The following is a 26642-nucleotide window of genomic DNA, read 5'->3' on the forward strand; positions in this document are numbered from 1 at the left end:
GTTTCCATGCTGGCTAAGGGTGCGGGCGCAGGACCATGTGTGTTCGGCGCTCTTATACCAGCTATCCCCGTGGCAGGGATATGTGCCCGGATATTGCGACCTCGGTGCGGTGAATAACGACACCGGAGACCGTCCGCTTGAGGCATCGGCCTGATGATTTGCAGGATCACGCTGCCGCTAAAATGCGGGTGCACCTCTTGCAGCCCATTTTTCGCAGCACTAAGACTCGGGTAATCCTTCGTCGGGTATGGTGCTCGACAAGATCCCAAGACAGGCAGGTCCAATGATTGATCCAACAGAAACCTACATGAACACTCTTGTGCCGATGGTCGTTGAACAGACCAGCCGGGGCGAGCGGGCATATGATATTTTCTCGCGCCTGTTGAAGGAGCGTATCATCTTCCTCAACGGTCCGGTGCATGACGGTATGTCGTCGCTGATCGTGGCGCAGCTGCTGCACCTTGAGGCGGAGAACCCGTCCAAGGAAATCTCCATGTATATCAACAGCCCCGGCGGTGTCGTGACCTCTGGCCTGTCGATTTATGACACCATGCAGTACATCAAGCCGAAGGTGTCGACCCTTGTGATCGGTCAGGCGGCCTCCATGGGCTCCCTGCTGCTGACCGCGGGTGAGGCCGGCATGCGGTTCTCGCTGCCCAACTCCCGCGTGATGGTGCACCAGCCCTCTGGTGGCTATCAGGGGCAGGCGACGGACATCATGATCCACGCCGAGGAGACGCAGAAGCTGAAGCGCCGCCTCAACGAGATCTATGTGAAACACACCGGTCAGGACTACGAGACCATTGAAAAGGCGCTGGAACGCGACAATTTCATGGCACCAGAGCAGGCCAAGGAATTTGGTCTGATCGACGAAATCGTCGAGAACCGTGCGAAGGGTGACGACGAAGAGAGCTGATCCGGCGACTGTGCCGGCTTTGTGTTCCCTGTGCACTTGTGTGTGTCAGGGAGCACAATTTGACATTGTGGCCGGTTGGGAGCTGTCCTAAGCTGGTTGGAAATCGGGGCATACTGACACGCGCTGGCCCCGAGGCGGATGGAAAGGTAGACCATGGCGACGAACTCGAGCGGCGACAGCAAGAACACGCTTTACTGTAGTTTCTGCGGCAAGAGCCAGCATGAGGTACGCAAGCTGATTGCGGGACCGACGGTGTTCATCTGTGATGAATGCGTCGAGCTGTGCATGGATATCATCCGCGAGGAGACCAAGGCCTCCGGCATGAAGGCCACCGATGGCGTGCCGACGCCAAAGGATATCTGCGAGGTTCTGGATGATTACGTGATCGGTCAGGCGACGGCAAAGCGTGTGCTGTCGGTGGCGGTGCACAATCATTACAAGCGCCTCAACCACGCCCAGAAGGCCGGGAATGACATTGAGCTTGCGAAATCCAACATCCTGCTGATTGGCCCAACCGGCTGCGGCAAGACCTTGCTGGCGCAGACGTTGGCGCGCATCCTCGATGTGCCCTTCACCATGGCCGACGCCACGACGCTGACCGAGGCTGGCTATGTCGGGGAGGATGTGGAAAACATCATCCTCAAACTGTTGCAAGCGTCCGAATATAACGTCGAGAAAGCGCAGCGCGGCATCGTCTATATCGACGAAGTCGACAAGATCACCCGCAAGTCCGAAAACCCTTCGATCACCCGCGATGTGTCGGGCGAGGGCGTGCAGCAGGCATTGCTGAAGCTGATGGAAGGCACCGTGGCCTCCGTGCCGCCGCAGGGTGGCCGCAAGCATCCGCAGCAGGAATTCCTGCAGGTGGACACCACCAACATCCTGTTCATCTGCGGTGGCGCCTTTGCGGGTCTCGACCGGATCATCAAACAGCGCGGCAAGGGCTCTGCCATGGGCTTTGGCGCTGATGTGCGCGACGAAAGCGAAGCGGGCATTGGTGAAACCTTCCGCGATCTCGAACCTGAGGATCTGCTGAAATTCGGCCTGATCCCGGAATTCGTCGGTCGTCTGCCGGTTCTGGCGACGCTCGAAGATCTGGACGAGGACGCGCTGATTACCATCCTGACCAAGCCGAAGAACGCTCTGGTCAAACAGTATCAGCGCCTGTTCGAGCTGGAAGAGACCGAGCTGGACTTCACCGATGAAGCACTTTCCGCGATCTCCAAGAAGGCGATCGAACGCAAGACTGGCGCGCGAGGGCTGCGCTCGATCCTTGAGGACATTCTGCTGAACACCATGTTCGAACTGCCGGGCATGGAGAGCGTGACCAAGGTTGTCGTCAATGAGGAAGCCGTCACCTCCGATGCGCAGCCCCTGATGATCCACGCGGATGAAAAGGAATCGGCCACCGCCGGATGATCTCTGTTGGTGTCGAAATGAAATGAACGGGGTCGGTGTCAGCAGGACACCGGCCCTTTTTTCTGGGTGGTCCCGCGGCAGCACGGGTCGCGGGACGCGCGGGCGGAACTGATTTGTTTCGGAGGCATAAATGCAAAACCAGACCTTCTCCTATAGTGACGGGACGGATGAGTTTATCGGCCATCTGGTCTGGGACGAAACGCAACGGGGCCCGGCGCCCTGCGTGCTGATCGCACCGGCCTTTGGCGGGCTCAGTGATTTTGAGCGGGCGCGGGCCGCCGAACTGGCGGCGCTTGGCTATGTGGCGCTGGCGGTGGACTACTACGGAAATGGGCTCCGGGTGGAGACGCCCGAGGACGCCAGAGCGCAAATGGCGGCAGTCACCTCAGATCGCCGCGTGTTGGCCCGACGAATGCGCGCTGCAGTCGACGCTGCACGGGACCTGCCGCAGGTGGATGCAGATCGGATTGCAGCCATGGGCTACTGTCTCGGTGGCAAGGCCGTGCTCGATCTGGCGCGCACAGGAGCCGATATTCGGGCCTGCGTCCCACTGCATGGCGTCTATGACGCGCCGAATTTCGACAACAAACCGTTTGAGGCCTCAGTTTTGGTGCTGCACGGCTGGGATGATCCTTTGGCCCCGCCTGATGCGCTGCAGACACTGGCAGAGGAGCTTAGCCAGTATTGTACAGACTGGCAGGTGCTTGGATTTGGCAGCACTGGACATGCCTTCACAAACCCAAAAGCCCAAGATCAGGCAGGCGGCATGATGTTCAATGAACGCTCATCAAAGCGGGCCTGGACAGCACTGATCGGCTTTCTTCAGTCCACGCTCGCCTGACCATGTCTGTGCATAGCAGGATTGTTTAGATTGCAATTCTGCCCCCCCGCGTGATCGCCTACAAAATTGGGGAGCAAGACACTGACTGTGCAGACAGAGAAGGATCCCTCATGACCATCAGACGCATTTCCTCCGGCGGTGAATTTGAAGACAAGATCGGATACTGCCGGGCCGTGGTCGCAGGGGGCTTTGTTCATGTGGCTGGCACAGTGGGGCAGGGCGAAGATGTGATCTCTCAGTGCCGGTCTGCGCTTGAGACGATCCGGGGTGCATTGCAACAGGCTGGTTCCAGTTTTTCGGATGTGGTGCGGGTTAACTATTACCTGCCGGATGCCGCCGAGTTCGAACCCTGCTGGCCTTTGTTGAAGGACGCCTTTGGGGATCACCCACCGGCCGCGACAATGACCGAGTGCAATCTGATTGCGCCGCAATTTCGAATCGAGATCGAAGTCACCGCGCTGGCGCCGTCGGCCTGAGGCGCATCAGATGACAGACAAGGCGTCCACCGACATCCGCCCCGCTATCCCAGTGATCCGCATCTTTGATCTGGAGAAGGCCCAGCAGTTCTATCTCGATTATCTCGGGTTTTCTGTTGATTGGGAACATCGCCACGAAGAGGATTTCCCCATCTATATGCAGATTTCTCGGTCCGGATGCGTGCTGCATCTGAGCGAACATCACGGGGACGCGACGCCGGGCTCAACCTGCTTTGTGCCCATCTCGGGCGCCATGGCCCTGCATCAGGAATTGGGCGATCGGCGTTATCGCAACATCAAACCGGCGCTTGAGGCTATGCCATGGGGGCTGCAAATCACCGTTACCGATCCCTTTGGCAATCGTTTACGGTTTTGTGAATATCGCGCCGAACAGGGCTCAACCTCCTAACCGATTGCGTTAAAACTGCCAATTCCCGCCTGCGTCTTCACCACGGGGGCGCGAACCACTGGACCTCGGACGCAGAATACGCCATATCGGGAACGAGATTTTCGGAGGGACCGATGGGAATCCTGAATACGCTTTTGCAGGCCGTGACCTGGTGGAACGGCGCCACCCTGAACACCATGATCTACACCCGCCGCAAGGGGGTGAAGGTTGGAGAGGACGGTCAGGGCAATGTGTTCTACCGCAATGCCGATGACAGTCGCCGCTGGGTGATTTTCAATGGTGAGGCCGAGGCCTCCCGTGTTGACGCGGATTGGCACGGCTGGCTGCACCGCACCTTCAACGAGGTGCCCAGTGAAAAGCCGCTGCAGCACAAGCCGTGGGAAAAGCCGCATCAGGAAAACCTGACCGGTACTATGCTGGCCTATGCGCCTGCAGGATCAATCCGGGCTGGCGGCGCTCCGAAAGAGCGCAGCGACTACGAGGCCTGGAGCCCCGAATAAAGCAATTTCCTGGGCCATCAGAGACCAACCTGATGACCCGTTTCGATCTGGCCAAAAGGCAGGTTTTGAATGACCCACTCCACGACCGAAGTTCTGACCGGCGGCCTTGTGCTGGTGGTTGCTGCGGGCTTCGCTTTCTATGCGGCGCAGGCGGCGGGCCTGTCCCGCGGCGGTGAAAACTATCCGCTCACCGCGTCGTTCCGTTCCCTTGAAGGTGTCAGCGTCGGCACGGACGTCCGGCTGGCTGGTGTCAAGATCGGCACGGTGACCGGTGTGGAGCTGAACGCAGAAACGTTTCGCGCCGATACGACGTTTTCGGTAAGTAAAGACATCATGATCCCTGACGACAGCGCCATCGTGATTGCGTCCGAAGGCCTGCTGGGCGGCAACTTCGTAGAAGTCATGCCCGGAGGGTCGCCGTTCAATTTTGAATCCGGGGACGAGATTGTGGACACCCAAGGGGCGGTGAGCCTGATTTCGCTTCTGGTGAAGTTCGTATCCGGCAGCGGCGGCGACGACTCGTGATGTTTCGACTAACGACAGTTTTGTTTGGTCTCGCCTGCGCCACAACTGTGGCCGCTCAGTCCATCTCTATCGAAGAATTGGCCCCTGCGCCGACCGAGCCTCTGGTGCCCGAGAAACGCGAAACGGTGGAGCGGGTCGAGGCGGAAAAAGGCAATATTGTCAGCTTGCGTGGCCTCGACAAAGTCAACGGCAAGAGCGTTGATGTCGAGCTGCAAACCGGTAGTTCCGCAGAGGTCTTTGGATTGCTGGTGACGCTGAAAGAGTGTCGCTATCCAACCGAGAACCCCTCTGGCGATGCCTACGCCTATCTGAGCATCCGGGATCGTCAGGACGGCAAAGTGTTCTTTGATGGTTGGATGATCGCGTCAAGCCCGGCGCTGAATGCGCTGGACCATCGCCGTTACGACGTCTGGGTCCTGCGCTGCAAGAGCAGCTGAGGGTCAGGGATGTCTGGCGACAGGAAATCCCCGGATTGTGGCAAGGCCTCTGCCAATATCCTGCGATAGCGTGCGCGAGCGATCTCCCGCCCGCCGAGTGAGGCAAGATGCGGCGTAATGAACTGGGTGTCACACAGGATGTAGCCGCCGGCGTTCAGGCGGTCCACCAGGTAGGCCAGGGCGATCTTTGAGGCATCGGTTCGGCGCGAGAACATGCTCTCGCCAAAGAACGCTGCCCCCAGCGACACGCCGTAGACACCCCCAATCAGCTCTGCATCCTGCCAGACCTCAAGCGAATGGGCGAAGCCCATATCGTGCAATTCCGCATATCGATCAAAGATTTCGTCATTTATCCAGGTCTCTTCCCGATCTGCGCAGCCCGTCACGACCCCGGCAAAATCGGTATTGATCGCAATCTCATAGCCACCCCGCCGAATGCGCTTGGCGAGCGAGCGAGAGATGCGAAACCCATCCAGCGGCAGGATGCCACGACGCTTGGGGTCGACCCAGAACACGTCGGGGTCGTCGCGGCTCTCCGCCATGGGAAAGACGCCGCTGGCATAGGCATGCAATAGGAGATCTGCGCTCAGCGTCATGAGTTGGAGTCTAACACAATGAAAAAAAGGGGCGGCAGAAACTCTGCCACCCCTGTCGTCATCAAGTCTGGTTCACAGGTTGGCGTCGAGCCATTTTTCCAGCCAGTGAATATTGTAATCACCGGTCTGGACGTCCTTTTCCTGCAGCAGCGCGTGGAACAGCGGCACGGTGGTGTCGACGCCATCCACGATCAGCTCGCCCAGCGAGCGGCTGAGACGCGCCAGCGCCTCGTCCCGGTCGCGGCCATGCACGATCAACTTGCCGATCAGGCTGTCGTAATAGGGCGGGATCGAATAGCCGTCATAGAGCGCCGAATCCATCCGCACGCCCAGACCGCCCGGCGCGTGGAAGGCGGTGATCTTGCCCGGGCAGGGCGAGAAGTTCGGCAGTTTCTCCGCGTTGATGCGCACCTCGATGGCGTGACCGTTGATCTGCAGATCGTCCTGCGAGAACGACAGTTTTTGACCAGAGGCCACCAGGATCTGTTCGCGCACCAGGTCCTGACCAAAGATCGCTTCGGTCACCGGGTGTTCCACCTGCAGGCGGGTGTTCATCTCGATGAAGTAGAACTCGCCGTCCTCGTAAAGGAACTCGACGGTGCCGGCGCCGGAATAGCCCATCTTGCCGATGGCATTGGCGCAGATTTCGCCGATGCGGGCGCGTTCCTCGGCGGTGATGGAGGGGCCGGGGGCTTCCTCGAACACCTTCTGGTGGCGCCGCTGCAAGGAGCAGTCGCGTTCGCCCAGATGCACGCCGCCGCCCTGACCGTCGCCAAAGACCTGGATCTCGATGTGGCGCGGCTTCTGGAGATATTTCTCCATGTAGACTTCGTCGTTGCCAAACGCCGCCTTGGATTCGGAGCGCGCGGTCTGGAAGGCCTGCACGAGATCGGCGGCGGTTTCGGCCACCTTCATGCCACGGCCCCCACCACCGGCGGTCGCCTTGATGATCACCGGGTAGCCCATGTCGGCGGCGACCTTCTTGGCGGTCTCCACGTCCGGCACGCCGCCATCAGAGCCGGGCACGCAGGGGATGCCAAGCGCCTTGGCTGTGTCCTTGGCGGTGATCTTGTCGCCCATCTGGCGGATATGTTCCGCCGAGGGGCCGATGAAGGTGATGCCGTGATCTTCGACGATCTGCACGAAGTTGGCATTCTCGGACAGGAAGCCATAGCCCGGGTGGATCGCCTGAGCGCCGGAAATCTCGCAGGCGGAGATGATGGCGGGGATCGACAGGTAGCTCTGCGCACCAGAAGGCGGGCCGATGCAGATCGACTCGTCAGCCATACGCACGTGCATTGCATCGGCATCGGCGGTGGAGTGCACGGCCACGGACTGGATGCCCATCTCGCGGCAGGCGCGGATCACGCGCAGCGCGATCTCACCCCGGTTGGCAATCAGGATTTTGTCAAACATGGCTGCGCCTTACTCGACGATCACAAGCGGGGAACCGAATTCCACCGCAGCACCATCCTCAACCAGGATGCGCTTCACGGTGCCGGACTTGGGCGCCGGAATGTGGTTCATGGTTTTCATCGCTTCGACGATCAGCAGCGTGTCGCCCTCGCTGACCTGCTGGCCAACGCTGATGAAGCCGGACGCGCCCGGCTCTGGGGACAGATAGGCGGTGCCCACCATCGGCGAGGTTACGGCGCCGGGGTGGCTGGCCGGATCCTCGGCAGGTGTGGCTGCGGCGGCCGGGGCGGCTGCGGCAGGTGCTGCTGCGGCCATCGGGGCCGGGGCTGCCACCTGCATCGGCGCAACCGGTGCGGCGGGGAATTGACGGGAAACGCGCACGTTCAGGCTGTCATCCTCGGCATAGTCGCGCTTCACCTGCAGTTCGGTCAGGTCGTTCTCGCGCAAAAGCTCTGCCAGAGCCTTGATGAATGCCACATCTGCTTCATGAGATTTATTTGTCATTTTGTTCCTCGGCAGGGTCCTGTCTGGCCCCGAACGGTTCCGGGGCGGGAATTTGCGGCCTTATAGGCCATAGCTGACCATAAGGAAAGTGTACTCAGTCAGGGCACAGGATGGGGATGAAACCGGCGGTTTACAATGGTTTTTGCAGGGGAATGTTCCGCCGCAGACCTCGCTTAAAGGGGCATGCCGCTGAGTTTTGCCACCAGCTCGGGCAGCTTGCGTGCTCCAAACTTGTCCAGCAGCCGCGCCCGGTGAGTCTCTACCGTCCGGTAGGAGAGGTCGAGTTTCAGTCCGATCTCCTTGGCCGAGAGCCCTCGGCAGGTCAGAATGGCCACCTCACGCTCACGCGGGGTCAGGCTGACAACCGGGCGTTCCTCGGACAGGTCGGCAAAGGACCACACCCCAGTCAGGAAGGGCTGGCTGATGCTGGTGGAGCGGCCCCGGACACGGCACCAAAACAGCGCGCCGGAGGTGCGTCGCATGATGCGCTCATCATTGTAGACCCCGCTTTGCGCCTCGGGCAGCTGCAGGATCTCTCCGATGCGTTGATAGTCCTCGGCGCTGGGGTAGAGGGCTGCAATCGGCAGCTCGCACAGCTCTGCCGGGCTGCCACCGAAGGTTTCCGCAAATTGGAGGTTGCAGCGCTTGATGACGCGATGCTCAAGCAGGGCCAGACCAACGGGGGCGAATTCAAATGCGGGATCAGACATGGTCTTTGTCTTATGCCGAACGCACCGTCCGGGGAAAGGGCGCAGGCCCCGGAGGTCGCAAAAAATGACAGGGGCAAAAAATGACCGGGCGCTGAAACAGGCCCGGCCAATAAGGTGCGCCCGGTTGTCCAAGACCGTGCGACGGGGAGGAGAGGGGGCTCAGATCGCGAGATATTCCGAACGCAGCTCTTCGTTTTCCAACACCTCTGCCGCGGTGCCGTCAAAGACAATGCCGCCAGTGTCCAGGATCACTGCGCGATCCGCGAGTTGCAGTGCACGCACGGCGTTTTGTTCAACGATGACCGTGGTCATGCCCTGTTCCTTGATGTGGATGAGGGTCTTTTCGATCTCATCCACAATCACCGGGGCAAGGCCTTCATAGGGTTCGTCCAGCAGCAGAACCTTGATGTCGCGGGCCAGGGCACGGGCAATCGCCAGCATCTGCTGTTCGCCGCCAGAAAGTGTCACACCCTCTTGTTTCCGGCGTTCGCCAAGACGCGGGAACAGCTCATAGAGCCGCTCGATGGACCAACCGATGGGCGGGGCAATCTGCGCAAGTTGCAGGTTTTCCTCGACGGTAAGGCCGGCGATGATGCGGCGATCTTCTGGCACCAGACCAAGGCCTGCCGCCGCGGCCTCATGGCTTGCCATCAGGTGCAGCGGCTGGTGGTCGAGCCAGATCTCGCCCCGTGTCACCATGGGCGATCCAGTGCGGGCGATCGACCGCAAGGTCGAGGTCTTGCCCGCGCCGTTGCGGCCCAGCAGCGCCAGAATTTCGCCCTCATGGACGTTGAAGTTGATGCCCTGCACGATATAGCTCTCGCCATAATAGGCATGCACATCCCAGATCGACAGGAAGGCAGGGGCTGTGGCCGCCTGATTGGCGCCTTTCGAGAAATCAGGTTTGACGTTCATATCTCTGTCCCCTTGTTACGCGGTTTCGCCGAGGTAGGCTTCGCGGACCTTTGGATTGCCACGAATGTTTTCTGGGTTGTCCTCCACCAGCGGGGTGCCCTGGGCCAATACGGTGATCCGGTTGGCGAGGCTGAACACCACATGCATGTCGTGTTCGATAATGGCGATGGTGATGTCACGCTGGTCGGAAATCTGCTTCAGCAGGTCGATGGTGTTGTTGGTGTCGGCCCGCGCCATGCCGGCGGTGGGCTCGTCCAGCAGCAGCAGGCGCGGCTCCTGGCTGAGGCACATGCCAATTTCCAACCGCCGCTTGTCACCGCGCGACAGCGAAGCGGCATGCATGTGCCGCTTGTCGGCCATGTTCATCTCCACCAGCATATGCTCGGCCTTGTCGATGATGTCCCGCTGCCCCATGACGGACGCGATCGCATTCAGCTCGAACGCGCCATCCCGCTTGGCCAGACAGGGGATCATCATGTTTTCCAGCACTGTCAGATCGCCAAAGATCTCGGGCGTCTGGAACACGCGGGAAATCCCCATCTGGTTGATCTCGTAGGGTGCGCGCCCCAGCACGGACTGGCCATCGAACATCACCGATCCGGTGTCGGGGATCAGCTTGCCCACCAGACAGTTCAGCAGGGTGGATTTACCGGCCCCATTGGGGCCGATGATGGCGTGAACGGAGTTCTCCTTGACGGAGAGGTTCACATCAGAGAGCGCCTGCAGGCCACCAAAGCGTTTGCCGACGTTTTTGACTTCGAGAATGCTCATTGATTTCTCTCCTTATTCCGCCGGGTGGGTTTCGTTCTGACGGGCGTCAGACTTCTTGCGCCCTCTGATCCAGTTGCCGATGCGCTGTCCGCCTTCGACCAGACCGCCTGGCAGGTATATCACCACCAGCATGAACAGGATGCCCAGGGTCAGGTGCCAGCCCTTGCCGATGAACGGGTAGATGATGAAGACGATGAAATCCTCAAGCCCATCCGGCAGGAAGCTGAACCAGCTGTGCAGAACGTTGCTGTTGATCTTGGAGAAGATGTTCTCAAAGTACTTGATGAAACCCGCGCCCAGCACTGGCCCGATCAAGGTGCCCGCACCGCCGAGGATGGTCATCAGAACCACTTCACCAGAGGCGGTCCACTGCATCCGCTCCGCGCCCGCAAGCGGGTCCATGGAGGCCATGAGGCCACCGGCAAGCCCCGCATACATGCCGGAGATCACGAAGGCCGCCAGTGTGTAGGGTTTGGAGTTTAGGCCGGTATAGTTCATCCGCTGCTGGTTCGATTTCACCGCCCGCAGCATCATGCCAAAAGGCGAGCGGAAGATGCGGATCGACAGGTAGAAGGCCGCGATCAGCACCAGCGCGCAGAGGTAGTAGCCCATGTTGAACTGGAACGCCCAGGGGCCCACCGCCATCTCATAGGTGCTGCGCATCTCCAGACCAAAGAAGTTGGTCACCGGGATCGAGCCATCCGCCGTGGACGTCTGGCCCAGCACCCGCGGGTCATCCAGTGTCAGCTGCAGGCCGGTCTCACCATTGGTGATCGGCGTCAGCACCGAATAGGCGAGGCTGAAGGACATCTGCGCAAAGGCCAGCGTCAGGATCGAGAAGTAGATGCCGGAGCGACGCAGGCTCACGTAGCCGATCACCAGGGCAAACAGGCCCGCGATGATGACGCTGAGGATGATCGCCGGCAGCACGTTCATGCTCAGGAGCTTGAACATCCAGACCGCCGAGTAGGAGCCCACCCCGAGAAACGCGGCATGGCCAAAGGAGAGGTAGCCCGTAAGCCCGAAGAGGATGTTGAAGCCGATGGCGAAGATCCCGAAGATCACGAAACGCTGCATCAGGTCCGGGTAGCCGGCGTTGAACTGTGCCAGCCCGCTGTCGGTCGGGAACGGGTTCAGGATGAAGGGTGCAAAGATCGCGAGGCAAGCCACAATCAGAAGCAGGGTTGTGTCTCTTTTATCAAGTCCGAACATTGGGTTAGTCCTCCATCACGCCTTTGCGCCCCATCAAGCCACGTGGGCGGACCAACAAGATGATGATGGCGACGAGGTAGATGATGATCTGGTTGATGCCGGGGATCAGGTTGATGGCCCATTCCATCGAGGCAAAGCTTTCGAGAATGCCGAGCAAGAAGCCCGCAAGGACGGCGCCGGGCAGGGAGCCCATGCCGCCCACAACGACCACAACGAAGGACAGCACGAGGAAGTCCATGCCCATGTGGTAGTTGGGCGAATTGATCGGCGTGTACATGACGCCCGCCAGCCCTGCCACCGCGGCGGCGATGCCGAACATGATGGTGAAGCGACGGTCGATGTTGATGCCGAGGAGCCCCACTGTTTCGCGGTCGGCCATGCCGGCGCGCACCACCATGCCGAAGGTGGTGAACTGCAGGAAGGCAAAGACGCCGCCGATGATGAGACAGGCAAAGCAGAAGTAGACGATGCGCCAGACCGGATAGATCAGGTCCATGCCGATCACCGCGCCGAGGTTGGCAACACCGTTCAGCGCGTCGGGCGCGGGCGTTGGGATCGGGTTGGCGCCGTAGAAATACTTGATGACTTCCTGCAGCACGATGGCCAGGCCAAAGGTCACCAGGATCTGGTCCGCATGGGGGCGTTTGTAGAAATGCTTGATCAGCCCGCGCTCCATGATGAAGCCGACAGCCACCATGATCGGGATCGCAAAGAGGATCGCCAGTGGCACCGACCAGTCGATGATCGCACCACCGAACTCTGGGCCGAACCAGCTTTCCACATAAGGGGTTTTCACTTTCAGCGGGTTGCCGAGAAAGTCGGTCTTGTCGGGATCCACGGTCTCGTAGCTGAGGCTGAAGATCTTCTGCAGCGTCACCGCGCAGAAGGCCCCGATCATGAACAGCGCCCCATGGGCGAAGTTCACGACACCAAGAGTGCCGAAGATGAGTGTCAGGCCCAATGCGATCAGCGCATAGGCAGAGCCCTTGTCGAGCCCGTTTAGGATTTGCAGAAGGAATGCGTCCATGATCCCCACCTTCCGGTTCGTCTGGGTGGCTGGTTTCGGAGTGCAGCAGCAGGTCACGCCCGATGGCCATCGGGGCGCGTTTCAGGTGGACCTCAGCTGTGCGGGAGAGGGGTGGTCAGGCGCGTGTGCCGCGCCCGACCTGTGCTGTGTGCTCTCGCTTAGGAGCCCGGGTTGCAGGACCCAAGCTGGCCGCCTGCGAACATCGGGTGATCCGCTGCGTATTCGACCTGCGCCCGTGGCGTGACTTCGACGACCTCAAGAAGGTCGAACTCGGATGTCGGGTTCTCTTTCCCGCGCACCACAAGAACGTCCTTGAAGCACTGGTGATCGTCGCCGCGATAGAGCGTCTTGCCGTTGCCCATGCCGTCGAATTCGAAATCCTCGAGCGCTTCGGCCACCGCGCAGGGGTTGAACGACCCGGCACGCTGCACCGCATCCGCATAAAGCAGCGTTTGCACGTAGCAGGTATGCGCCGCCTGAGAGGGCGGGAAGCCGTATTTGGTACCGAAGGAGCGCACAAACGCCTTGGAGCCTTCGTCCTGCAGCGACCAGTGCCAGTTGGTGGAGCCGTGAATGCCTTTCACGTTTTCGCCCGCACCCTTGGCCATCAGACGGGAGTAAAGCGGCACGACGATCTCGAAGTTCTTGCCGTTCACTTCCTTCTCGCGCAGGCCGAACTGAACCGCGTTGGTCAGCGAGTTCACCATGTTGCCGCCGTAGTGGTTCAGCACCAGCACGTCTGCACCGGAGTTCAGCACCGGCGCGATATAAGAGGAGAAGTCGGTCGCCGCGAGCGGGGTCTTCACCGTGTTGACGGTCTCCCAACCCAGCGCTTCGGTTGCGGCCTTGATGGATTCTTCCTGCGTCCAGCCCCAGGTATAGTCGGCGGTCAGGTGATAGGCCTTGCGGTCATCGCCATAGAGGTTCTTCAGCACCGGAGCCAGCGCAGCGCCGGACATGTAGGCGTTGAAGAAGTGACGGAAACCGTTGGCTTTCTTGTCCTTGCCGGTGGTGTCGTTGGAGTGGGTGAGACCCGCCATGAAGATGACGCCCGCCTCCTGGCACAGGCCCTGAACCGCAACCGCCACGCCAGAGGACGACCCGCCGGTGATCATGATGGCGCCGTCTTTTTCGATCATCGACTTCGCAGAGGCGCGCGCCGCATCAGATTTGGTCTGGGTGTCGCCGGTGACATATTCCACCTTCTTGCCCAGGATGCCGCTGCCTTCCAGCGCCTTGGAGGTGAAGGTGTTCAGCATACCGCCGTCGCCTTCGCCGTTCAGGTGCTCGACCGCCAGCTGGTAGGCGCGCAGCTCGTCGGCGCCTTCATCCGCGTAGGGGCCGGTCTGCGGCACGTTGAAGCCGAGGGTGACGCTTCCGCCGGTGGGATCATTGGTGAAGGCCGAGGCGCTCTGCGCGGTGAAAATCGTCGGCAGCGCCAGCCCGGCGCTTGTCACGGCACCGGTTCTGAGCAAGCCACGACGGCTTAGGTCTGTCTTGGACATTTGGTTTCCTCCCTGGAATAAAAAGGAGAGGCGCGACTCCTCACTTTCGCGCGTCTCCTCGCATCATTGTGCAAAATGAGTATGGGCGCGTATTGTAAATCATCGCAATAAAACCCTTGTTTTGTGGGGTTTTTCTGTAAAGAAATGTACAGAGGCACCCTGTTTGCGGTAAATTTTCTTATTCTGCGACGCAGAAAGCCTTTGAAAATCCGATGTTTTGCCGGAGGAGGTATCACCATGGCAGGAGACAGTCTGACCGGCAGCCGCATTCGTGAGCGGCGCCTGATGCTGGGGCTGCGTCAGGCTGATCTGGCACGGGATGTGGGGATCTCCGCCTCATACCTCAATCTGATCGAGCACAACCGCCGCAGAATCGGCGGCAAGCTGCTGGTGACGCTGGCGAATGTGCTGGGCGTTGAGCCGTCGATCCTGACCGATGGTGTCGAGGCGACCTTGGTGGCCTCCCTGCGCGAGGCAGCCGCGGAGGCGCGCACGCCGGCAGTGGAAATAGATCGGGTCGACGAATTTGCCGGCCGCTTTCCAGGTTGGGCGGAAGTGCTGGCTGAAACGCATGGCCGCATTGGCGCGCTGGAACGCACGGTGCGCAGTCTTTCGGATCGGCTGACCCATGATCCGCATCTGGCGGCGTCATTGCACGAGGTCCTGTCCACCGCTGCGGCCATCCGGTCCACCGCGGGCATTCTGGCAGAGCCGGGCGAACTCGAAGCCGAGTGGCGCGACCGATTTCACCGAAACCTGGACGAAGATGCGCAGCGGCTGGCCGACAGCAGCCGGGCGCTGGTGCGGTTTCTGGACGACAGCGACCAGGGGGCGGAACGCCGTGGAATTCCACAGGAGGAAGTCGAGGCGTTCTTTACCGCGCGGGGGTTCTATTTTGCAGAGCTGGAGGCGGGCGAGCGCAGCGCGCAGCAGATTGCGGATGCGGCGTCCGAACTGGACAGCCGTGCCGCCCGCAAACTCGCAGCAGCAGCGCTGGCGGATTACGAGGCGGATGCCCGCGAAATGCCGCTGGCCATCTTGCAGGAAGCGTTAGGGCGCTGCGGTGTCGCACCGGATGTTCTGGCGCGGGAGTTTGGCGTCGATCTGCATCGCATGCTGCGCCGTCTCGCGGTGATCCCGGAAGAGGTCTTGGGACGCCCCGCTGGTCTGGTGATCTGTGACGCCTCCGGCTCGATCCTGTTTCGCAAGCCTGTCGCGGGCTTTTCACTGCCACGGTTTGGGGCGTCCTGCCCGTTGTGGCCGCTGTTCACGGCGCTGTCGCAGCCGGGCAGGCCAATCCGACGGCGCGTTCACCAGCAGGGTCGGGCCGCGCGTGACAGCGCGTGCTTTGCGATCTCCTGGACGGCAGAGCCCCCGATCTTTGACCATGACCCAGTCTTGCGGGCGGCAATGCTGATCCTGCCGTCCCAGCTCCCCGATGAGCCTGTGCCGGAAGACTCGCGCCCCGTGGGGGCCAGCTGTCGCATCTGTGTGCGCCGTGGGTGCGCCGCGCGTCGTGAACCGTCGATCCTGCGGGATGCGGACGGGGCGGAACATGCGCAGATGTAACTGCCGGGTGACAGATGCTTTGGTTCTATGCAAAGATCGCCCCGCACCCGGAGGAACCGGCAAACGGCGCGGTGCATGGGGAGGACATGAGGGACTATGGCTGGACGAGTCGTTCTGATCGAAGACGAAGCCAATATCGCAGAGGCGATCCGCTTCCTGCTCTCACGCGAGGGGTGGCAGGTGAAGGTACATGCAGACGGCAGCGATGCGCTGGCGGTGATCGAGGCCGAGGCGCCCGATCTGGTCATTCTCGACCTTATGCTGCCTGGTAAGAGCGGTATGGAAATTATCCGCGAAATCAGAGAGGTGGAGGCGATGGCTCATCTGCCTGTGCTGATGTTGACCGCACGCGGTCAGCTCAAGGATCGTGAAATGGCGGAACGCGCTGGCGTCACCCGCTTCATGACCAAGCCGTTTTCCAACACGGAAGTGTTGACCGCGGTGCGCGACCTGAACGCTCAGGCGCAGCAAGCAATGCCCTCCGTGTCGTCCATATGCGACGCAGGCTGAGCCGCGCGCGATGATACGCTCCGATGGCGCAGGCGGGAAGGACGAGCTGCGTGCCCCCTTTGTCGAACGGCGTACCTATCGTCGACGACGCCTTATGGATATCTCGCGCCTTGCGCCCTTCATCGGGGCTCTGCTGTTTCTGGTGCCGTTGTTGTGGGCACGGCAAGAGCTTGACCCGTCAGCTGATGTGGCGCCGGACAGCCAGTCGGGCAGCAGCATGTCCTCTGCGATGATTTATATCTTTTCTGTCTGGATCGGACTGATCCTGTTTTCGTTCGGCTTTTCCATCGCCGTGCGTCGCTGGGCGGTGCATTGGACAGGCAAGGGCGCTCCGACAGAAGCCGTAGATGTGCTGACAGAACGCCTGCCGGATGCGGAGCCAGATCGCTCCTCCTCGGAGACGAAGGCATGACCTCACTGAACCTTCTGGCGATGGTCAGTATCGGGTATGTGACCCTCTTGTTCATGGTGGCATTCTGGGCTGATCGGCAGGCTCTCAGGGGGCGCAGCGCGCGCTTCATGCGATCACCGCTGATCTATACGCTCTCATTGTCGATCTATTGCACCGCCTGGACGTTCTACGGCGCGGTTGGATATGCGGCACGGTCGGGGATGGAGTATATCACCATCTACCTTGGCCCGACGCTGGTGATGATCGGCTGGTGGTGGGGGCTGCGCAAACTGGTGCGCGTGGGGCGCAGCCAGCGGATCAGCTCGATCGCGGATCTGCTGTCGGCGCGCTACGGCAAATCCAACGTCTTGGCCATCGGGGTGACCGTGCTCGCGGTGATCGCAGTGACACCTTACATCGCGCTGCAATTGCAATCGATCACCCTGTCGGTGGCGATCTTCGCCGAGGCGGATCCAACCCGGAGCCACAATGAAAGCGGCACGGTGTTCTGGATTGCCACCGGGCTGGCCTTCTTCGCGATTCTGTTCGGCACCCGCAATCTCAATGCGAATGAGCGCCACCACGGCGTGGTCATGGCCGTCGCACTAGAGGCGGTGGTGAAGCTGATTGCACTGGTTGCAGTGGGCATCTTTGTCGTGTGGGGGCTGGCCGGAGGCGTGGAACAGGTGCTGGATCGCGTAGACCAATCGCCTATCGGCGGTTGGCAGGTCGATGGCGGGCGATGGACCGCGATCACGTTTCTTGCGGCGTCTGCTTTCGTCTGCCTGCCGCGCATGTTTCAGGTGATGGTGGTGGAGAATGAGGACGAGCGACATCTGCGCGTCGCCGCCTGGGCCTTTCCCACGTACCTGCTGCTGATCTCGATCTTTGTGGTGCCGATTGCGGCTCTCGGGCTGGAGCTGTTGCCGGAGGGCGCCAACCCGGATCTCTTCGTGCTGACGCTGCCGCTGTCGCAAGGGCAGAACGGGCTGGCGATGCTGTCGTTCCTCGGCGGGTTTTCCTCGGCCACGTCGATGGTGATCGTCGCCGCCATGAGCCTGTCGACCATGGTGTCAAACCACATCGTGATGCCGATCTGGCTGCGCACCACCGGAGCCTTTGGTGGTGCGTCGGTGTCGGGGGATGTGCGCTCCGTTGTGCTTTTTGCGCGCCGCTTCTCGATCGCTGCCATCATGGGGCTGGGCTATGCCTACTACCAGATTTCCGGCGGAGGGGCCGCATTGGCCGCCATTGGCCTGATATCGTTCTCCGGTATTTCGCAAATCCTGCCTGCGCTTGTGGGCGGGTTGTTCTGGCGCGGTGCCACCCGGTCCGGGGCGCTGGCGGGGCTGTTCATCGGCTTCACGGTCTGGGGATATACGCTTCTCTTGCCGGAGGTTGCTGGCGGGGTGTTCTCGGCCGAGACGCTGATGCACGGACCGTTTGGCCTGCATTGGCTTCGACCGCAGGCCCTGTTTGGCATCGAGGGGCTGGACCCGATCGTGCATTGCGTCCTCTGGTCCATGAGCCTGAATATTGCCGCCTATGCGATTGTGTCCGTTTGCAGTTTTCCAAGCCCGATGGAGCGCCTACAGGGTGCGCAATTCGTACATGTCTTCGATCATTCCGCAGGACCCGGCGGTTGGACCGGCTCAGTTGCCCAGAGCGAGGATCTGATGATCATGTCCCAACGCATCCTGGGTCCGGACGAGGCGCAGGTGTTTTTTCAGGCGGCATTGAAACGTCAGGGAGGACCCGGGCCTCTGCCGGAGCCGACGCCGGTTTTCCTGGAACAATTGGAGCGCGAGCTGAGCGCCTCGATCGGGGCGGCTGCAGCCCATGCGATGATCGGTCAGATCGTCAGCGGGGCGGCGGTGTCGGTTGAAGATCTGTTGGCTGTGGCGGACGAGTCGGCGCAACTTCTGGAGTATTCAAGCCGGCTGGAGGCGCAGTCTCAGGAACTGTCGCGCACTGCGCGGCAGCTGCGCGAGACCAACCAGAAGTTGACGCAGCTTTCGGAGCAGAAAGACGTCTTTCTCAGTCAGGTCAGCCATGAATTGCGCACGCCCATGACCTCCGTCCGGGCGTTCTCAGAGATCTTGCGGGACGAGCCGGGGTTGAACGCACAGGAGCAGCATAAATACGCCTCGATCATCCACGACGAGGCTCTGCGTCTGACGCGGCTGCTGAACGATCTGCTTGATCTCAGTGTATTGGAGAGCGGTGAGGTGACGCTTAATGTGTCTCACCGTCATCTGTCGGATATTCTCGACCATGCCGTCGCATCCGCACTGGCCGGGGCAGATGGGCCCCTGCGCGTCACGCGGGATCGCACAGTGGAGGCAATGGAGGTGGAAACGGATGTGGACCGGCTGTCGCAGGTCTTTATCAATCTCATTGCGAATGCTCAGAAATATTGCACAGCCGTTGCGCCAGAGTTGCAAATTTCCGTTTCCAATACGAACGGGCAGGTTCATGTCGATTTTTGTGACAATGGCGTGGGCATCCCTGCAGATTTCCACGAGATGATTTTTGAAAAATTCTCGCGGGCGACGCCGGAACGTGCTGGTGGGGCGGGGCTTGGCCTGGCGATTTGCAAGGAGATCATGCGCCGTCTTGGAGGCGATATTAGCTTTCAACCAGCGCTTGCGGGGGCGGCGTTTCGTGTAACTTTTCCAATTCAGATGAAAATAGAAGAAATCCGCTGAATTCTGTAAAGGTCTTGGTAACCAGCTCTGGGCTAAAACCAGTTTCATACGGGTGTGGAAGGCTCAGGTTCATTTTATGACTGACAAGGATCAAAGCGAGGATGGCAAGCGCGCGGTCGGGGGACTGGCGCGAAAACTTGCGGCCTCAAAAGAGGGCACAGCAGGAACAGGTGGCTCGATCACGCTGAAGGCCTTGCGCAGGTCTGTGGCGCGTGCAGCCGAGGACCTGTGTGAACTGCCCATGGCGGTGATTGCAGCGCGCCAGACCAACCGCGTGCCAGAGGATCTCAGTGGACTGCTGTCCGACAAGCATTTGCTGGTGGTGCTGGATTGTCCGGAAGGGCGCATCGGCGCGGCCACATTCGACGCGGCGGCGGTGACCGCGTTGATTCAACAGCAGACCATGGGCACCGTGCTTGGCATGTACGGTGACGAGCGAAATTATACGCCCACGGATGCCGCCATGGTGGCGGAGTTTCTTGAAAAAATGTTCTCCAAGGTCACGGCCTTGCTTGAGGAGCAGACTGATCTGCGCATCTTCGAGGGCTATCGCTTCGGCGCTCAGGTCGAGGATGTGCGCACGCTGGTCCTTGGGATGGAAGCTGATGACTATCGCGTTATCAACCTCAATGTGGATCTGGCGACCGGCAAGATGCAGGGCGAGATCTGCTTGGTGCTGCCGGAACCGTCGGTCGAGGAATATGACGAATCCAATTCGGTGAGCGGGCCGCGCCTTGGTTCCAGCGTCGGCTCAATGCGCGCAGAGCTTTCGGCCGTCCTGTGCAAGAAGCGTATTCCACTGCGCCAGTTCTCTGGTCTGAAAGCAGGCGATTTGCTGCCGCTGGATCAGGCCTATCTCTATGAGACTGATCTGATTGCGATCAACGGTCAGCATATTGCGAAGGGACGCCTCGGTCAGATCAACGGGGCCAGGGCTGTGCGCTTGCATGAGCAGCGCACCCGACTGGTTCCCAGCAACGAAGGTGTCTTCTCTGACGGCATTGGCCAGGGCGCAGCGCCCGCGCTCGAAGACAATACATTGGACCTGTCGATTGCGGCACAGGGGCTGCAAGAGCCGGGCGATGGCCTCGGCGATGATTTTGGCGGCATGATGGGCAACGATTTCGGCGGAGACCTCGGGGGAGGCCTGGGCGGCGACCTCGGTGGCAATCTCGACGGCGGGCTCGATGCGGGCGATATGCCGATGGGTGATTTTGCTGGCATGGGGGAGCTGCCGGAACTGCCGATGAACGATCTCGGGGATTTCAACGCAGATGATGCCGCGGCAGAGATTTCGGAACTTGCGGGCCTCAATCACGAGCTGCCGGAAACCGGCACTTAAGGTCGACGAGGTGCAAATGGCGCGAAACGCGTCTGAGCAAACAGCTATGAGCAACGCGTGGTGTGTTCTGTCGAAAATGGCCCGGCATTTCATGCGCGGGCCATATGCAATGTGACTTTATCGAGCGTTAGAAACAGCCTTAGCCATTTAGCGCTTCCAGAGTTGGGCGCAAACCAGACAGGTCATAGCCCGCTTTCTGCGTTGTCGACATTATCTCGTCCACCGAAACGTCGGACGCTTGGCCCAGGGCCCAGATCACAGAACAACGTGTACCGGAGGCACAATAGGCCAGTACCGGACCGTCGGCATTTTCAAAATAGGCACGTTGCTGAGCGACGTTCTCTGGGGTCATCGTTTGATGTGTCAGGGGGAGGACATGAAAGGTCAGACCGGCGCTTTCCACAGCAGCACGAATCGTATCCGCCTGATGGCTCGGCGGAACCTCCGCATCAGGACGGTTGCAGATCACGGTCGTGAAACCGGCTGCGGCAATGGCGGGAACATCCTCCACGGAGATCTGCGGAGTAACCGAATAGCGGGGCGTAAGCGTGCGTGCATCCATGGCGTTTGTTTACGCGTTTGCCGCGCGCTGGTCCAGAACGAAGCACAGGCGCGGTCCCGGCACAGCCGTGCCGACGCGCACCCAGCGACAGAGCCCGTGCAAGGGTGAGGCGGCTGCAACCTCTCTGGGCATGAGACAGCACCGCAACGTTTCGGGGCTGCGTTCGCGTCGACGCCCCGCGAGGGCGCGCCGCCAGCATGGGAATGGCGGGGCTGATCGGGGATTCTCTGGTCCCCGATCGCCTGAGAAGGGTGCTGCACTGCAATAAAATCGACCGAGAAAATAAATGTGGTTCTGGTTGTCGAGCTCCTATGTGATACACACGTAAGAGTTGAGTTAACGCTAGCTATCGCAGCATTTCATTTGCGTGTGCAGAAATCAAAGCTCGTCCTCGCTGCAGCGCGGTGTGCCTTATTTTTAGACTTTTTCTGCAGGCCTGCGTCAATTTAGGGAATTGCGCTCGCCTGACATTGCGGCAACTCTGGATTGATGTAGACTGTTGCAATGCGGCGACGCGCCAGAGACTGCCTCGGGGCCAGTGACGCCGTTGTGTAGGGGAGGAGAGTAACGAATGACCACGGAGCAACTGATTGAACGTGCCTGCCAGCTTGAGAAGAAGATCCGCATCGCGCCGGAACAGGCTCGATTGGACCTGCAGCCAGAGTTTGCGCAGGTCTTGAAGCGGATCAAAGACACCGGAGTTTCGGTGCCCGCACATCTGCGGCGCACGGAGCAGGTTCTCAATGACGAAATCGTCGAAAGCCAGTTCGACAATATGCCGATCTGAAACGCGACATTGAAGACCGCCGGTTGCGCCTGGGTCGGTGTCGCAACCGGTCAGAAGCCTGATCCGGGGCGATCAGCTCAGGAACAGGCCGACCATGACCAGCATCAGACCCAGCACCGACAGCAGCAACGCACCGAGGTTCTTCGGTAGAACCGATTGCAAAACGGCGCGCAGCTCCTCGTCGTCGAGCCCTTTGCGCTTTGCGCGCACGACGCTTAGCACGCACCATGCAAGCCCCAGCATGCCCAGGATCGACAGGGCGCCGCCGGCCCAAACCAGATATTCCATTTCCGCCTACCTCTTGTCTCAAGCGTCCGACGCAGCGAAGCGCGCGCGGGCCGTACCGGTGGATTAGCGCCTACAAGAGTGGTCGCCGCACTGCAAGCGCGAGGGCGGTTAACTCCAGTCTTGCGGGGCGGGGGAGGGCGCTGTATCCCTCTGCCTCAACCGGTGGCAAGCCGGACCAGTTGAGGCAAATTGCACGAGGGCCATCACATGGACATCACCGAAGACGAAAAGAGCGAAAACTACCGCGTGACCGCAGGCGAGCTGCGTCAGTTCGTGGAACGGTTCGAGCGGTTGGACGAAGAGAAAAAAGCGATCGCCGAGCAGCAGAAAGAGGTCATGGCCGAAGCCAAGGGGCGCGGGTATGACGTCAAGGTTCTGCGCAAGATCATCGCTCTGCGCAAGCGTGACGAGAACGACATTGCCGAAGAAGAGGCGGTGCTGGAAATGTACAAAGAAGCGCTCGGCATGCACTAACGCGGTCTGCGCAACACAGCTGTTTGAACGGGGATCTGGGGGGACTCAGGTCCCCGTTTTGCGTTTGACGATCTGGTGACGTGCTATGCACGCGCATCTGCCACCGATTTCATCACTTGCGTCTTGTTCAATCGGAACAGTGGTTTACGGGCTGCTGTTTGCGCATTTTATGAAGAAAATACAGTAATCCAAAATTTTACCAGTTGATAAAAAATCAGCCTGTGGCACTCTGATTCCAACAACAAGAGAAAAAACGAACACCCAACACCAATAGGGAGATACCCAATGGCGAGTAGCCACCAGGCATCCGGGATTCACGCCGCGCGCTTGTCCGCGGCAGAGATTGCCGACAACTTCGGGGATCTTCATGCGCCCTTTGACGCGCATGAGGCCACGGTCGCGGCGGATCGTTGCTATTTCTGTTTCGATGCGCCCTGCATGACCGCGTGCCCCACCTCGATCGACATTCCCCAGTTCATCCGTGAAATTCAGGGTGGCCATGCTGAAAGCGCGGCCAAAACAATTCTGAACCAGAACATCCTTGGTGGCATGTGCGCCCGGGTTTGCCCGACAGAGACGCTCTGCGAAGAGGTCTGCGTGCGCGAAGTGGCCGAAGGCAAGCCGGTCGAAATCGGTCGCCTGCAGCGCTATGCCACCGATCTGTTGATGGAACAGGACGTGCATCCATTCACCCGCGCGGCCAGTACCGGCAAGAAGATCGCGGTTGTGGGCGCAGGCCCGGCAGGACTGGCCGCAGCGCATCGTCTGGCGATGAAGGGCCATGACGTGGTGGTCTATGAGGCTAAGTCCAAGGCTGGTGGCCTCAACGAATTTGGCATCGCCGCCTATAAATCCACCAATGACTTTGCCGCGCGCGAGGTCGAGTGGCTGCTGCAGATCGGCGGCATTTCGATCGAATATGACAAGGGCTTTGGCAAGGGGCTGACCCTCGAAGGGCTGAAGGCCGACCATGACGCGGTGTTCCTGTCGATCGGTCTCGCCGGCGTCAACGCGCTGCGCACCGAGGGTGAGGACAAGGAAGGCGTGCGGGATGCGGTGTCCTTCATCGAGGATCTGCGCCAGGCGGATGATCTGACCGAACTGTCGGTGGGCCGCAACGTGGTGGTGATCGGCGGCGGCATGACCGCGGTGGACGCGGCGGTGCAGTCGAAACTGCTGGGCGCGGAAAACGTCACCATCGCGTATCGCCGGGATCGCGGTGCAATGGGCGCCAGCCGGTTCGAACAGGATCTCGCCGCTTCCAAGGGCGTTAAGCTGATGTTCAACGTGATGCCAAAGGCCATCCACGGCAATGGCGCATCCGCCGAGATCGAGCTGGAATACACCGAGGTTGTCGACGGACGCGTGAAAGGCACCGGCGAGACCACCCGTCTGGCCGCCGATCAGGTGTTCAAGGCGATCGGGCAAACGCTGGAGGGCGCGCCGCAGGGCATGGACGTCACTGGCGGCAAAATTGCGGTCTCCGAGACAGGCCGCACGTCCGTCGCCGGGGTCTGGGCCGGGGGCGATTGTGCCTCGGGCGGAGAAGACCTCACCGTGACCGCCGTTGCCGAGGGCCGCGACGCGGCCGAAGACATCCATACCAGCCTGATGGGCTGAAGCCGCTGTGTGCCGCCCTGCGCCGCAGGGCAGGCTGCACAGTTAGCAAATAGGGAGAGATCAAATGGCTGATCTTACGACAGATTTCCTCGGCATCAAATCGCCGAACCCGTTCTGGCTGGCCTCCGCGCCGCCCACCGACAAGGAATATAACGTCCGTCGCGCCTTTGAGGCCGGCTGGGGTGGTGTGGTCTGGAAAACGCTCGGCGCCGAAGGCCCGCCGGTGGTCAACGTCAACGGCCCACGCTACGGCGCGATCTGGGGCGCCGACCGACGGCTCTTGGGGCTCAACAATATCGAGCTGATCACCGACCGTCCGCTGCAGGTGAACCTCGATGAGATGACCAGGGTGAAGAAGGACTACCCGGACCGTGCGCTGATTGCCTCCATCATGGTGCCCTGCGAGGAGGCCGCGTGGAAGGCGATCCTGCCGCGTGTGGCAGAGACCGGTTGCGACGGGATCGAGCTGAACTTCGGCTGTCCGCATGGCATGGCTGAACGCGGCATGGGGTCCGCCGTGGGGCAGGTGCCGGAATACATCCAGATGGTCACCGAATGGTGCAAGAAATACTACGGCAAGCCGGTAATCGTGAAGCTGACGCCGAACATCGCCGACATCCGCCACCCGGCGCGCGCCGCACATGCGGGCAATGCCGATGCGGTGTCGCTGATCAACACCATCAACTCGATCACTTCGGTCAATCTGGATGCGATGTCGCCGGAGCCGATGATTGGTGGCAAGGGCACCCACGGCGGCTATTGCGGCCCGGCGGTCAAGCCGATCGCCATGAACATGGTGGCCGAGATCGCTCGTGATCCGCAGACCGCTGGCCTGCCAATCTCTGCCATCGGTGGCGTGACCACCTGGCGCGACGCGGCGGAGTTCATCGCGCTGGGGGCCGGCAACGTGCAGGTCTGCACCGCTGCCATGACCTATGGCTTCAAGGTGGTGGAAGAGATGATTTCCGGCCTGTCCAACTGGATGGACGAGAAAGGCTACACCTCGATCGAGGACTTCCGCGGCATGGCTGTGCCGAACGTCACCGACTGGCAGTATCTCGACCTGAACTACGTCACCAAGGCGCGGATCAGCCAGGACGATTGCATTAAATGTGGTCGCTGCTTTGCGGCCTGCGAGGATACCTCGCACCAGGCGATCGCCATGTCTGAGGACCGGACCTTTACCGTGAAGGACGATGAATGCGTGGCCTGTAACCTCTGCGTCAATGTCTGCCCGGTCGAGAACTGCATCACCATGGAAGAGATCGCAGTCGGCGCGGTGGATGAGCGCACGGGGCAGGTGGTGTCCGGCGAGTATGGCAACTGGACTGCGCATCCGAACAACCCTGCGGCAACTGCTGCGGAGTAAGGGCGTCGCGCCGTTGGGCGCCGCGTGAAATTACGGAGGGTGTTGGCGTTGTATACGTCTGATAATAGGATGATACGCCAGCACCCAGATCAGATGCCAGCCAGACCAAACGCCAAACTGGGCAAAAGGCGCGGTGCGCACGGCGAAATGGCATCAGGACATTGCGTTTTCAGGCCGACAAAACCCGTGATATCTGGCTATGCGTCACCCAAAATCGCCGGTGAGGGCGTCGGGGTCAGCATACGGCGATAGAGCGTATCCAGGAAGGCGCCTGCCTCTGCAAACGGATCTTCTGGCGTCATCAAGGCCTGCACCTGCACTTCGAAATCCGCATAGTGCTGGGTCAGGGACCAGATGGAAAACAGCAGGTGACGGGGATGCACGCGTGCGATCCGCCCCGCATCCATCCAATCCGCAAAAATCGTCTCTGTTTCATCCACCAGCGCGCGCAGATCCGTCGACAGCGCATCGATCATCCGCGGCGCACCCTGCACGATTTCGTTGGCAAAGAGACGGCTTTCGCGCGGCATGTCCTGGCTCATCTGCAGTTTGCGCGTCACGTAAGCCAGAATTTCGTCAAGCGGCTCCCCCTGCGGGTCAATTTCTCTCAAGGGTGCCAGCCAAGTATCTAATAACTCTGACAAAAGTTCGGTGAAAATCGCTTCTTTCGAGGGGAAGTAATAGAGCAGATTGGGCTTTGACAGCCCGGCGGCAGTGGCGATCTGGTCGACCGTGGCGCCGCGAAACCCATGTTGGGAGAACACGTCGAGCGCCGCTTCGATGATCGTGGCGCGGTTGCGTTTCTGGATCCGGGTGGGGCTGCGGTCTCTGGGCATGTCGGGC

General features: G+C 60.5%; 29 protein-coding genes. 17 read left to right on the forward strand and 12 right to left on the reverse strand.

The window, feature by feature from the left end:
* Positions 1 to 283 precede the first annotated feature (283 nt).
* From R0J92_RS12580 to R0J92_RS12615, 8 genes are all read left to right on the forward strand, one after another.
* Complete coding sequence (locus R0J92_RS12580) at positions 284 to 916, forward strand: ATP-dependent Clp protease proteolytic subunit (protein ID WP_106164785.1); 633 nt, start codon at positions 284 to 286, stop codon at positions 914 to 916.
* Between the two features lie 153 nt (positions 917 to 1069).
* Positions 1070 to 2335, forward strand: coding sequence for an ATP-dependent Clp protease ATP-binding subunit ClpX (gene clpX / locus R0J92_RS12585; RefSeq protein ID WP_106164784.1), 1266 nt, complete (start codon positions 1070 to 1072; stop codon positions 2333 to 2335).
* Between the two features lie 130 nt (positions 2336 to 2465).
* Positions 2466 to 3176: a dienelactone hydrolase family protein gene (locus tag R0J92_RS12590; RefSeq protein WP_411051911.1), complete on the forward strand. Its 711-nt coding sequence runs from the start codon at positions 2466 to 2468 to the stop codon at positions 3174 to 3176.
* 110 nt (positions 3177 to 3286) lie between these two features.
* Entirely contained in the window at positions 3287 to 3652 is a 366-nt protein-coding gene (locus R0J92_RS12595) for a RidA family protein (RefSeq protein WP_411051912.1), read from the forward strand.
* Between the two features lie 10 nt (positions 3653 to 3662).
* A complete protein-coding gene (locus R0J92_RS12600; RefSeq protein WP_411051913.1) occupies positions 3663 to 4061 on the forward strand; it encodes a glyoxalase superfamily protein in 399 nt (132 codons plus the stop codon).
* A 113-nt stretch (positions 4062 to 4174) separates the two neighbouring features.
* Entirely contained in the window at positions 4175 to 4561 is a 387-nt protein-coding gene (locus R0J92_RS12605; RefSeq protein WP_106164780.1) for an NADH:ubiquinone oxidoreductase subunit NDUFA12, read from the forward strand.
* 69 nt (positions 4562 to 4630) lie between these two features.
* Positions 4631 to 5086 carry an outer membrane lipid asymmetry maintenance protein MlaD gene (mlaD, locus tag R0J92_RS12610; protein ID WP_106164779.1) on the forward strand — a complete coding sequence of 152 codons (456 nt, stop codon included), beginning with the start codon at positions 4631 to 4633 and terminating at the stop codon, positions 5084 to 5086.
* Positions 5086 to 5523: a DUF2155 domain-containing protein gene (locus R0J92_RS12615; protein WP_317386413.1), complete on the forward strand. Its 438-nt coding sequence runs from the start codon at positions 5086 to 5088 to the stop codon at positions 5521 to 5523. Before mlaD ends, R0J92_RS12615 begins: the two co-directional genes overlap by 1 nt.
* Here the strand turns inward: R0J92_RS12615 and aat are convergent.
* The 9 genes from aat to R0J92_RS12660 all read right to left on the reverse strand — a co-directional run bounded on the left by aat (position 5487) and on the right by R0J92_RS12660 (position 14179).
* Complete coding sequence (gene aat, locus R0J92_RS12620; protein WP_411051914.1) at positions 5487 to 6119, reverse strand: leucyl/phenylalanyl-tRNA--protein transferase; 633 nt, start codon at positions 6117 to 6119, stop codon at positions 5487 to 5489. The two genes, R0J92_RS12615 and aat, sit on opposite strands and share 37 nt — an antisense overlap.
* Before the next feature lie 72 nt (positions 6120 to 6191).
* A complete protein-coding gene (gene accC / locus R0J92_RS12625; RefSeq protein ID WP_411051915.1) occupies positions 6192 to 7535 on the reverse strand; it encodes an acetyl-CoA carboxylase biotin carboxylase subunit in 1344 nt (447 codons plus the stop codon).
* Positions 7536 to 7544: 9 nt separating this feature from the next.
* On the reverse strand, positions 7545 to 8039 hold the full coding sequence (accB, locus tag R0J92_RS12630) for an acetyl-CoA carboxylase biotin carboxyl carrier protein (protein ID WP_411051916.1): 495 nt from the start codon (positions 8037 to 8039) through the stop codon (positions 7545 to 7547).
* Positions 8040 to 8212: 173 nt separating this feature from the next.
* On the reverse strand, positions 8213 to 8749 hold the full coding sequence (locus tag R0J92_RS12635; protein WP_317386409.1) for a PAS and helix-turn-helix domain-containing protein: 537 nt from the start codon (positions 8747 to 8749) through the stop codon (positions 8213 to 8215).
* A gap of 159 nt (positions 8750 to 8908) precedes the next feature.
* The gene (locus R0J92_RS12640) at positions 8909 to 9664 is read right to left on the reverse strand and encodes an ABC transporter ATP-binding protein (RefSeq protein ID WP_106164773.1); all 756 of its coding nucleotides are present in this window, start codon (positions 9662 to 9664) and stop codon (positions 8909 to 8911) included.
* A 15-nt stretch (positions 9665 to 9679) separates the two neighbouring features.
* Entirely contained in the window at positions 9680 to 10435 is a 756-nt protein-coding gene (locus R0J92_RS12645; protein WP_106164772.1) for an ABC transporter ATP-binding protein, read from the reverse strand.
* Between the two features lie 12 nt (positions 10436 to 10447).
* A complete protein-coding gene (locus R0J92_RS12650) occupies positions 10448 to 11647 on the reverse strand; it encodes a branched-chain amino acid ABC transporter permease (RefSeq protein WP_411051917.1) in 1200 nt (399 codons plus the stop codon).
* A 4-nt stretch (positions 11648 to 11651) separates the two neighbouring features.
* Positions 11652 to 12674: a branched-chain amino acid ABC transporter permease gene (locus tag R0J92_RS12655; protein ID WP_106164770.1), complete on the reverse strand. Its 1023-nt coding sequence runs from the start codon at positions 12672 to 12674 to the stop codon at positions 11652 to 11654.
* A gap of 158 nt (positions 12675 to 12832) precedes the next feature.
* Entirely contained in the window at positions 12833 to 14179 is a 1347-nt protein-coding gene (locus R0J92_RS12660; RefSeq protein ID WP_317386408.1) for a substrate-binding protein, read from the reverse strand.
* Positions 14180 to 14416: 237 nt separating this feature from the next.
* Here R0J92_RS12660 and R0J92_RS12665 point away from each other — a divergent pair, with 237 nt between their 5' ends.
* The 5 genes from R0J92_RS12665 (at position 14417) to R0J92_RS12685 (ending at position 20699) form a co-directional block, all read left to right on the forward strand.
* The gene (locus R0J92_RS12665) at positions 14417 to 15748 is read left to right on the forward strand and encodes a helix-turn-helix domain-containing protein (protein ID WP_411051918.1); all 1332 of its coding nucleotides are present in this window, start codon (positions 14417 to 14419) and stop codon (positions 15746 to 15748) included.
* A gap of 96 nt (positions 15749 to 15844) precedes the next feature.
* The gene (locus tag R0J92_RS12670) at positions 15845 to 16258 is read left to right on the forward strand and encodes a response regulator transcription factor (RefSeq protein WP_411051919.1); all 414 of its coding nucleotides are present in this window, start codon (positions 15845 to 15847) and stop codon (positions 16256 to 16258) included.
* Positions 16259 to 16268: 10 nt separating this feature from the next.
* Entirely contained in the window at positions 16269 to 16670 is a 402-nt protein-coding gene (locus R0J92_RS12675) for a hypothetical protein (RefSeq protein ID WP_411051920.1), read from the forward strand.
* Complete coding sequence (locus R0J92_RS12680) at positions 16667 to 19357, forward strand: ATP-binding protein (RefSeq protein WP_411051921.1); 2691 nt, start codon at positions 16667 to 16669, stop codon at positions 19355 to 19357. The genes R0J92_RS12675 and R0J92_RS12680 overlap by 4 nt, the downstream gene beginning before the upstream one ends.
* Before the next feature lie 76 nt (positions 19358 to 19433).
* On the forward strand, positions 19434 to 20699 hold the full coding sequence (locus R0J92_RS12685; RefSeq protein WP_411051922.1) for a FliM/FliN family flagellar motor C-terminal domain-containing protein: 1266 nt from the start codon (positions 19434 to 19436) through the stop codon (positions 20697 to 20699).
* Positions 20700 to 20838: 139 nt separating this feature from the next.
* Here the strand turns inward: R0J92_RS12685 and R0J92_RS12690 are convergent, their stop codons facing one another.
* A complete protein-coding gene (locus tag R0J92_RS12690) occupies positions 20839 to 21261 on the reverse strand; it encodes a TIGR01244 family sulfur transferase (RefSeq protein WP_411051923.1) in 423 nt (140 codons plus the stop codon).
* 571 nt (positions 21262 to 21832) lie between these two features.
* Here R0J92_RS12690 and R0J92_RS12695 point away from each other — a divergent pair.
* A complete protein-coding gene (locus tag R0J92_RS12695) occupies positions 21833 to 22048 on the forward strand; it encodes a hypothetical protein (protein WP_106164762.1) in 216 nt (71 codons plus the stop codon).
* A gap of 72 nt (positions 22049 to 22120) precedes the next feature.
* On the opposite strand, the gene R0J92_RS12700 is transcribed toward R0J92_RS12695, so the two are convergent.
* Positions 22121 to 22336 carry a hypothetical protein gene (locus R0J92_RS12700; RefSeq protein WP_317386401.1) on the reverse strand — a complete coding sequence of 72 codons (216 nt, stop codon included), beginning with the start codon at positions 22334 to 22336 and terminating at the stop codon, positions 22121 to 22123.
* 207 nt (positions 22337 to 22543) lie between these two features.
* Here R0J92_RS12700 and R0J92_RS12705 point away from each other — a divergent pair, with 207 nt between their 5' ends.
* From R0J92_RS12705 to preA, 3 genes are all read left to right on the forward strand, one after another.
* The gene (locus R0J92_RS12705; protein WP_106164760.1) at positions 22544 to 22810 is read left to right on the forward strand and encodes a DUF2312 domain-containing protein; all 267 of its coding nucleotides are present in this window, start codon (positions 22544 to 22546) and stop codon (positions 22808 to 22810) included.
* A gap of 285 nt (positions 22811 to 23095) precedes the next feature.
* Positions 23096 to 24430: an NAD(P)-dependent oxidoreductase gene (locus R0J92_RS12710; protein WP_411051924.1), complete on the forward strand. Its 1335-nt coding sequence runs from the start codon at positions 23096 to 23098 to the stop codon at positions 24428 to 24430.
* Between the two features lie 64 nt (positions 24431 to 24494).
* The gene (gene preA, locus R0J92_RS12715; RefSeq protein ID WP_317386399.1) at positions 24495 to 25799 is read left to right on the forward strand and encodes an NAD-dependent dihydropyrimidine dehydrogenase subunit PreA; all 1305 of its coding nucleotides are present in this window, start codon (positions 24495 to 24497) and stop codon (positions 25797 to 25799) included.
* Between the two features lie 197 nt (positions 25800 to 25996).
* Here the strand turns inward: preA and R0J92_RS12720 are convergent, their stop codons facing one another.
* Complete coding sequence (locus R0J92_RS12720; RefSeq protein ID WP_411051925.1) at positions 25997 to 26635, reverse strand: TetR family transcriptional regulator C-terminal domain-containing protein; 639 nt, start codon at positions 26633 to 26635, stop codon at positions 25997 to 25999.
* Positions 26636 to 26642 lie beyond the last annotated feature (7 nt).

It is taken from the genome of Tritonibacter sp. SIMBA_163 (genome assembly GCF_046535935.1).
Lineage (GTDB): Bacteria > Pseudomonadota > Alphaproteobacteria > Rhodobacterales > Rhodobacteraceae > Epibacterium > Epibacterium scottomollicae.

What these genes read in the sequence shown, in the direction of transcription:
- R0J92_RS12590 (WP_411051911.1), top strand. Translation starts at nt 2,466, where the DNA reads ATGCAAAACCAGACCTTCTCCTATAGTGACGGGACGGATGAGTTTATC.
- R0J92_RS12690 (WP_411051923.1), bottom strand. Translation starts at nt 21,261, where the DNA reads ATGGATGCACGCACGCTTACGCCCCGCTATTCGGTTACTCCGCAGATC.
- R0J92_RS12605 (WP_106164780.1), top strand. Translation starts at nt 4,175, where the DNA reads ATGGGAATCCTGAATACGCTTTTGCAGGCCGTGACCTGGTGGAACGGC.
- R0J92_RS12600 (WP_411051913.1), top strand. Translation starts at nt 3,663, where the DNA reads ATGACAGACAAGGCGTCCACCGACATCCGCCCCGCTATCCCAGTGATC.
- R0J92_RS12580 (WP_106164785.1), top strand. Translation starts at nt 284, where the DNA reads ATGATTGATCCAACAGAAACCTACATGAACACTCTTGTGCCGATGGTC.
- clpX (WP_106164784.1), top strand. Translation starts at nt 1,070, where the DNA reads ATGGCGACGAACTCGAGCGGCGACAGCAAGAACACGCTTTACTGTAGT.
- R0J92_RS12615 (WP_317386413.1), top strand. Translation starts at nt 5,086, where the DNA reads ATGTTTCGACTAACGACAGTTTTGTTTGGTCTCGCCTGCGCCACAACT.
- aat (WP_411051914.1), bottom strand. Translation starts at nt 6,119, where the DNA reads ATGACGCTGAGCGCAGATCTCCTATTGCATGCCTATGCCAGCGGCGTC.
- R0J92_RS12675 (WP_411051920.1), top strand. Translation starts at nt 16,269, where the DNA reads ATGATACGCTCCGATGGCGCAGGCGGGAAGGACGAGCTGCGTGCCCCC.
- R0J92_RS12665 (WP_411051918.1), top strand. Translation starts at nt 14,417, where the DNA reads ATGGCAGGAGACAGTCTGACCGGCAGCCGCATTCGTGAGCGGCGCCTG.
- R0J92_RS12640 (WP_106164773.1), bottom strand. Translation starts at nt 9,664, where the DNA reads ATGAACGTCAAACCTGATTTCTCGAAAGGCGCCAATCAGGCGGCCACA.
- R0J92_RS12635 (WP_317386409.1), bottom strand. Translation starts at nt 8,749, where the DNA reads ATGTCTGATCCCGCATTTGAATTCGCCCCCGTTGGTCTGGCCCTGCTT.
- R0J92_RS12660 (WP_317386408.1), bottom strand. Translation starts at nt 14,179, where the DNA reads ATGTCCAAGACAGACCTAAGCCGTCGTGGCTTGCTCAGAACCGGTGCC.
- R0J92_RS12700 (WP_317386401.1), bottom strand. Translation starts at nt 22,336, where the DNA reads ATGGAATATCTGGTTTGGGCCGGCGGCGCCCTGTCGATCCTGGGCATG.
- R0J92_RS12650 (WP_411051917.1), bottom strand. Translation starts at nt 11,647, where the DNA reads ATGTTCGGACTTGATAAAAGAGACACAACCCTGCTTCTGATTGTGGCT.
- R0J92_RS12670 (WP_411051919.1), top strand. Translation starts at nt 15,845, where the DNA reads ATGGCTGGACGAGTCGTTCTGATCGAAGACGAAGCCAATATCGCAGAG.
- accB (WP_411051916.1), bottom strand. Translation starts at nt 8,039, where the DNA reads ATGACAAATAAATCTCATGAAGCAGATGTGGCATTCATCAAGGCTCTG.
- R0J92_RS12705 (WP_106164760.1), top strand. Translation starts at nt 22,544, where the DNA reads ATGGACATCACCGAAGACGAAAAGAGCGAAAACTACCGCGTGACCGCA.
- accC (WP_411051915.1), bottom strand. Translation starts at nt 7,535, where the DNA reads ATGTTTGACAAAATCCTGATTGCCAACCGGGGTGAGATCGCGCTGCGC.
- mlaD (WP_106164779.1), top strand. Translation starts at nt 4,631, where the DNA reads ATGACCCACTCCACGACCGAAGTTCTGACCGGCGGCCTTGTGCTGGTG.
- R0J92_RS12655 (WP_106164770.1), bottom strand. Translation starts at nt 12,674, where the DNA reads ATGGACGCATTCCTTCTGCAAATCCTAAACGGGCTCGACAAGGGCTCT.
- R0J92_RS12685 (WP_411051922.1), top strand. Translation starts at nt 19,434, where the DNA reads ATGACTGACAAGGATCAAAGCGAGGATGGCAAGCGCGCGGTCGGGGGA.
- R0J92_RS12710 (WP_411051924.1), top strand. Translation starts at nt 23,096, where the DNA reads ATGGCGAGTAGCCACCAGGCATCCGGGATTCACGCCGCGCGCTTGTCC.
- R0J92_RS12695 (WP_106164762.1), top strand. Translation starts at nt 21,833, where the DNA reads ATGACCACGGAGCAACTGATTGAACGTGCCTGCCAGCTTGAGAAGAAG.
- R0J92_RS12680 (WP_411051921.1), top strand. Translation starts at nt 16,667, where the DNA reads ATGACCTCACTGAACCTTCTGGCGATGGTCAGTATCGGGTATGTGACC.
- R0J92_RS12720 (WP_411051925.1), bottom strand. Translation starts at nt 26,635, where the DNA reads ATGCCCAGAGACCGCAGCCCCACCCGGATCCAGAAACGCAACCGCGCC.
- preA (WP_317386399.1), top strand. Translation starts at nt 24,495, where the DNA reads ATGGCTGATCTTACGACAGATTTCCTCGGCATCAAATCGCCGAACCCG.
- R0J92_RS12595 (WP_411051912.1), top strand. Translation starts at nt 3,287, where the DNA reads ATGACCATCAGACGCATTTCCTCCGGCGGTGAATTTGAAGACAAGATC.
- R0J92_RS12645 (WP_106164772.1), bottom strand. Translation starts at nt 10,435, where the DNA reads ATGAGCATTCTCGAAGTCAAAAACGTCGGCAAACGCTTTGGTGGCCTG.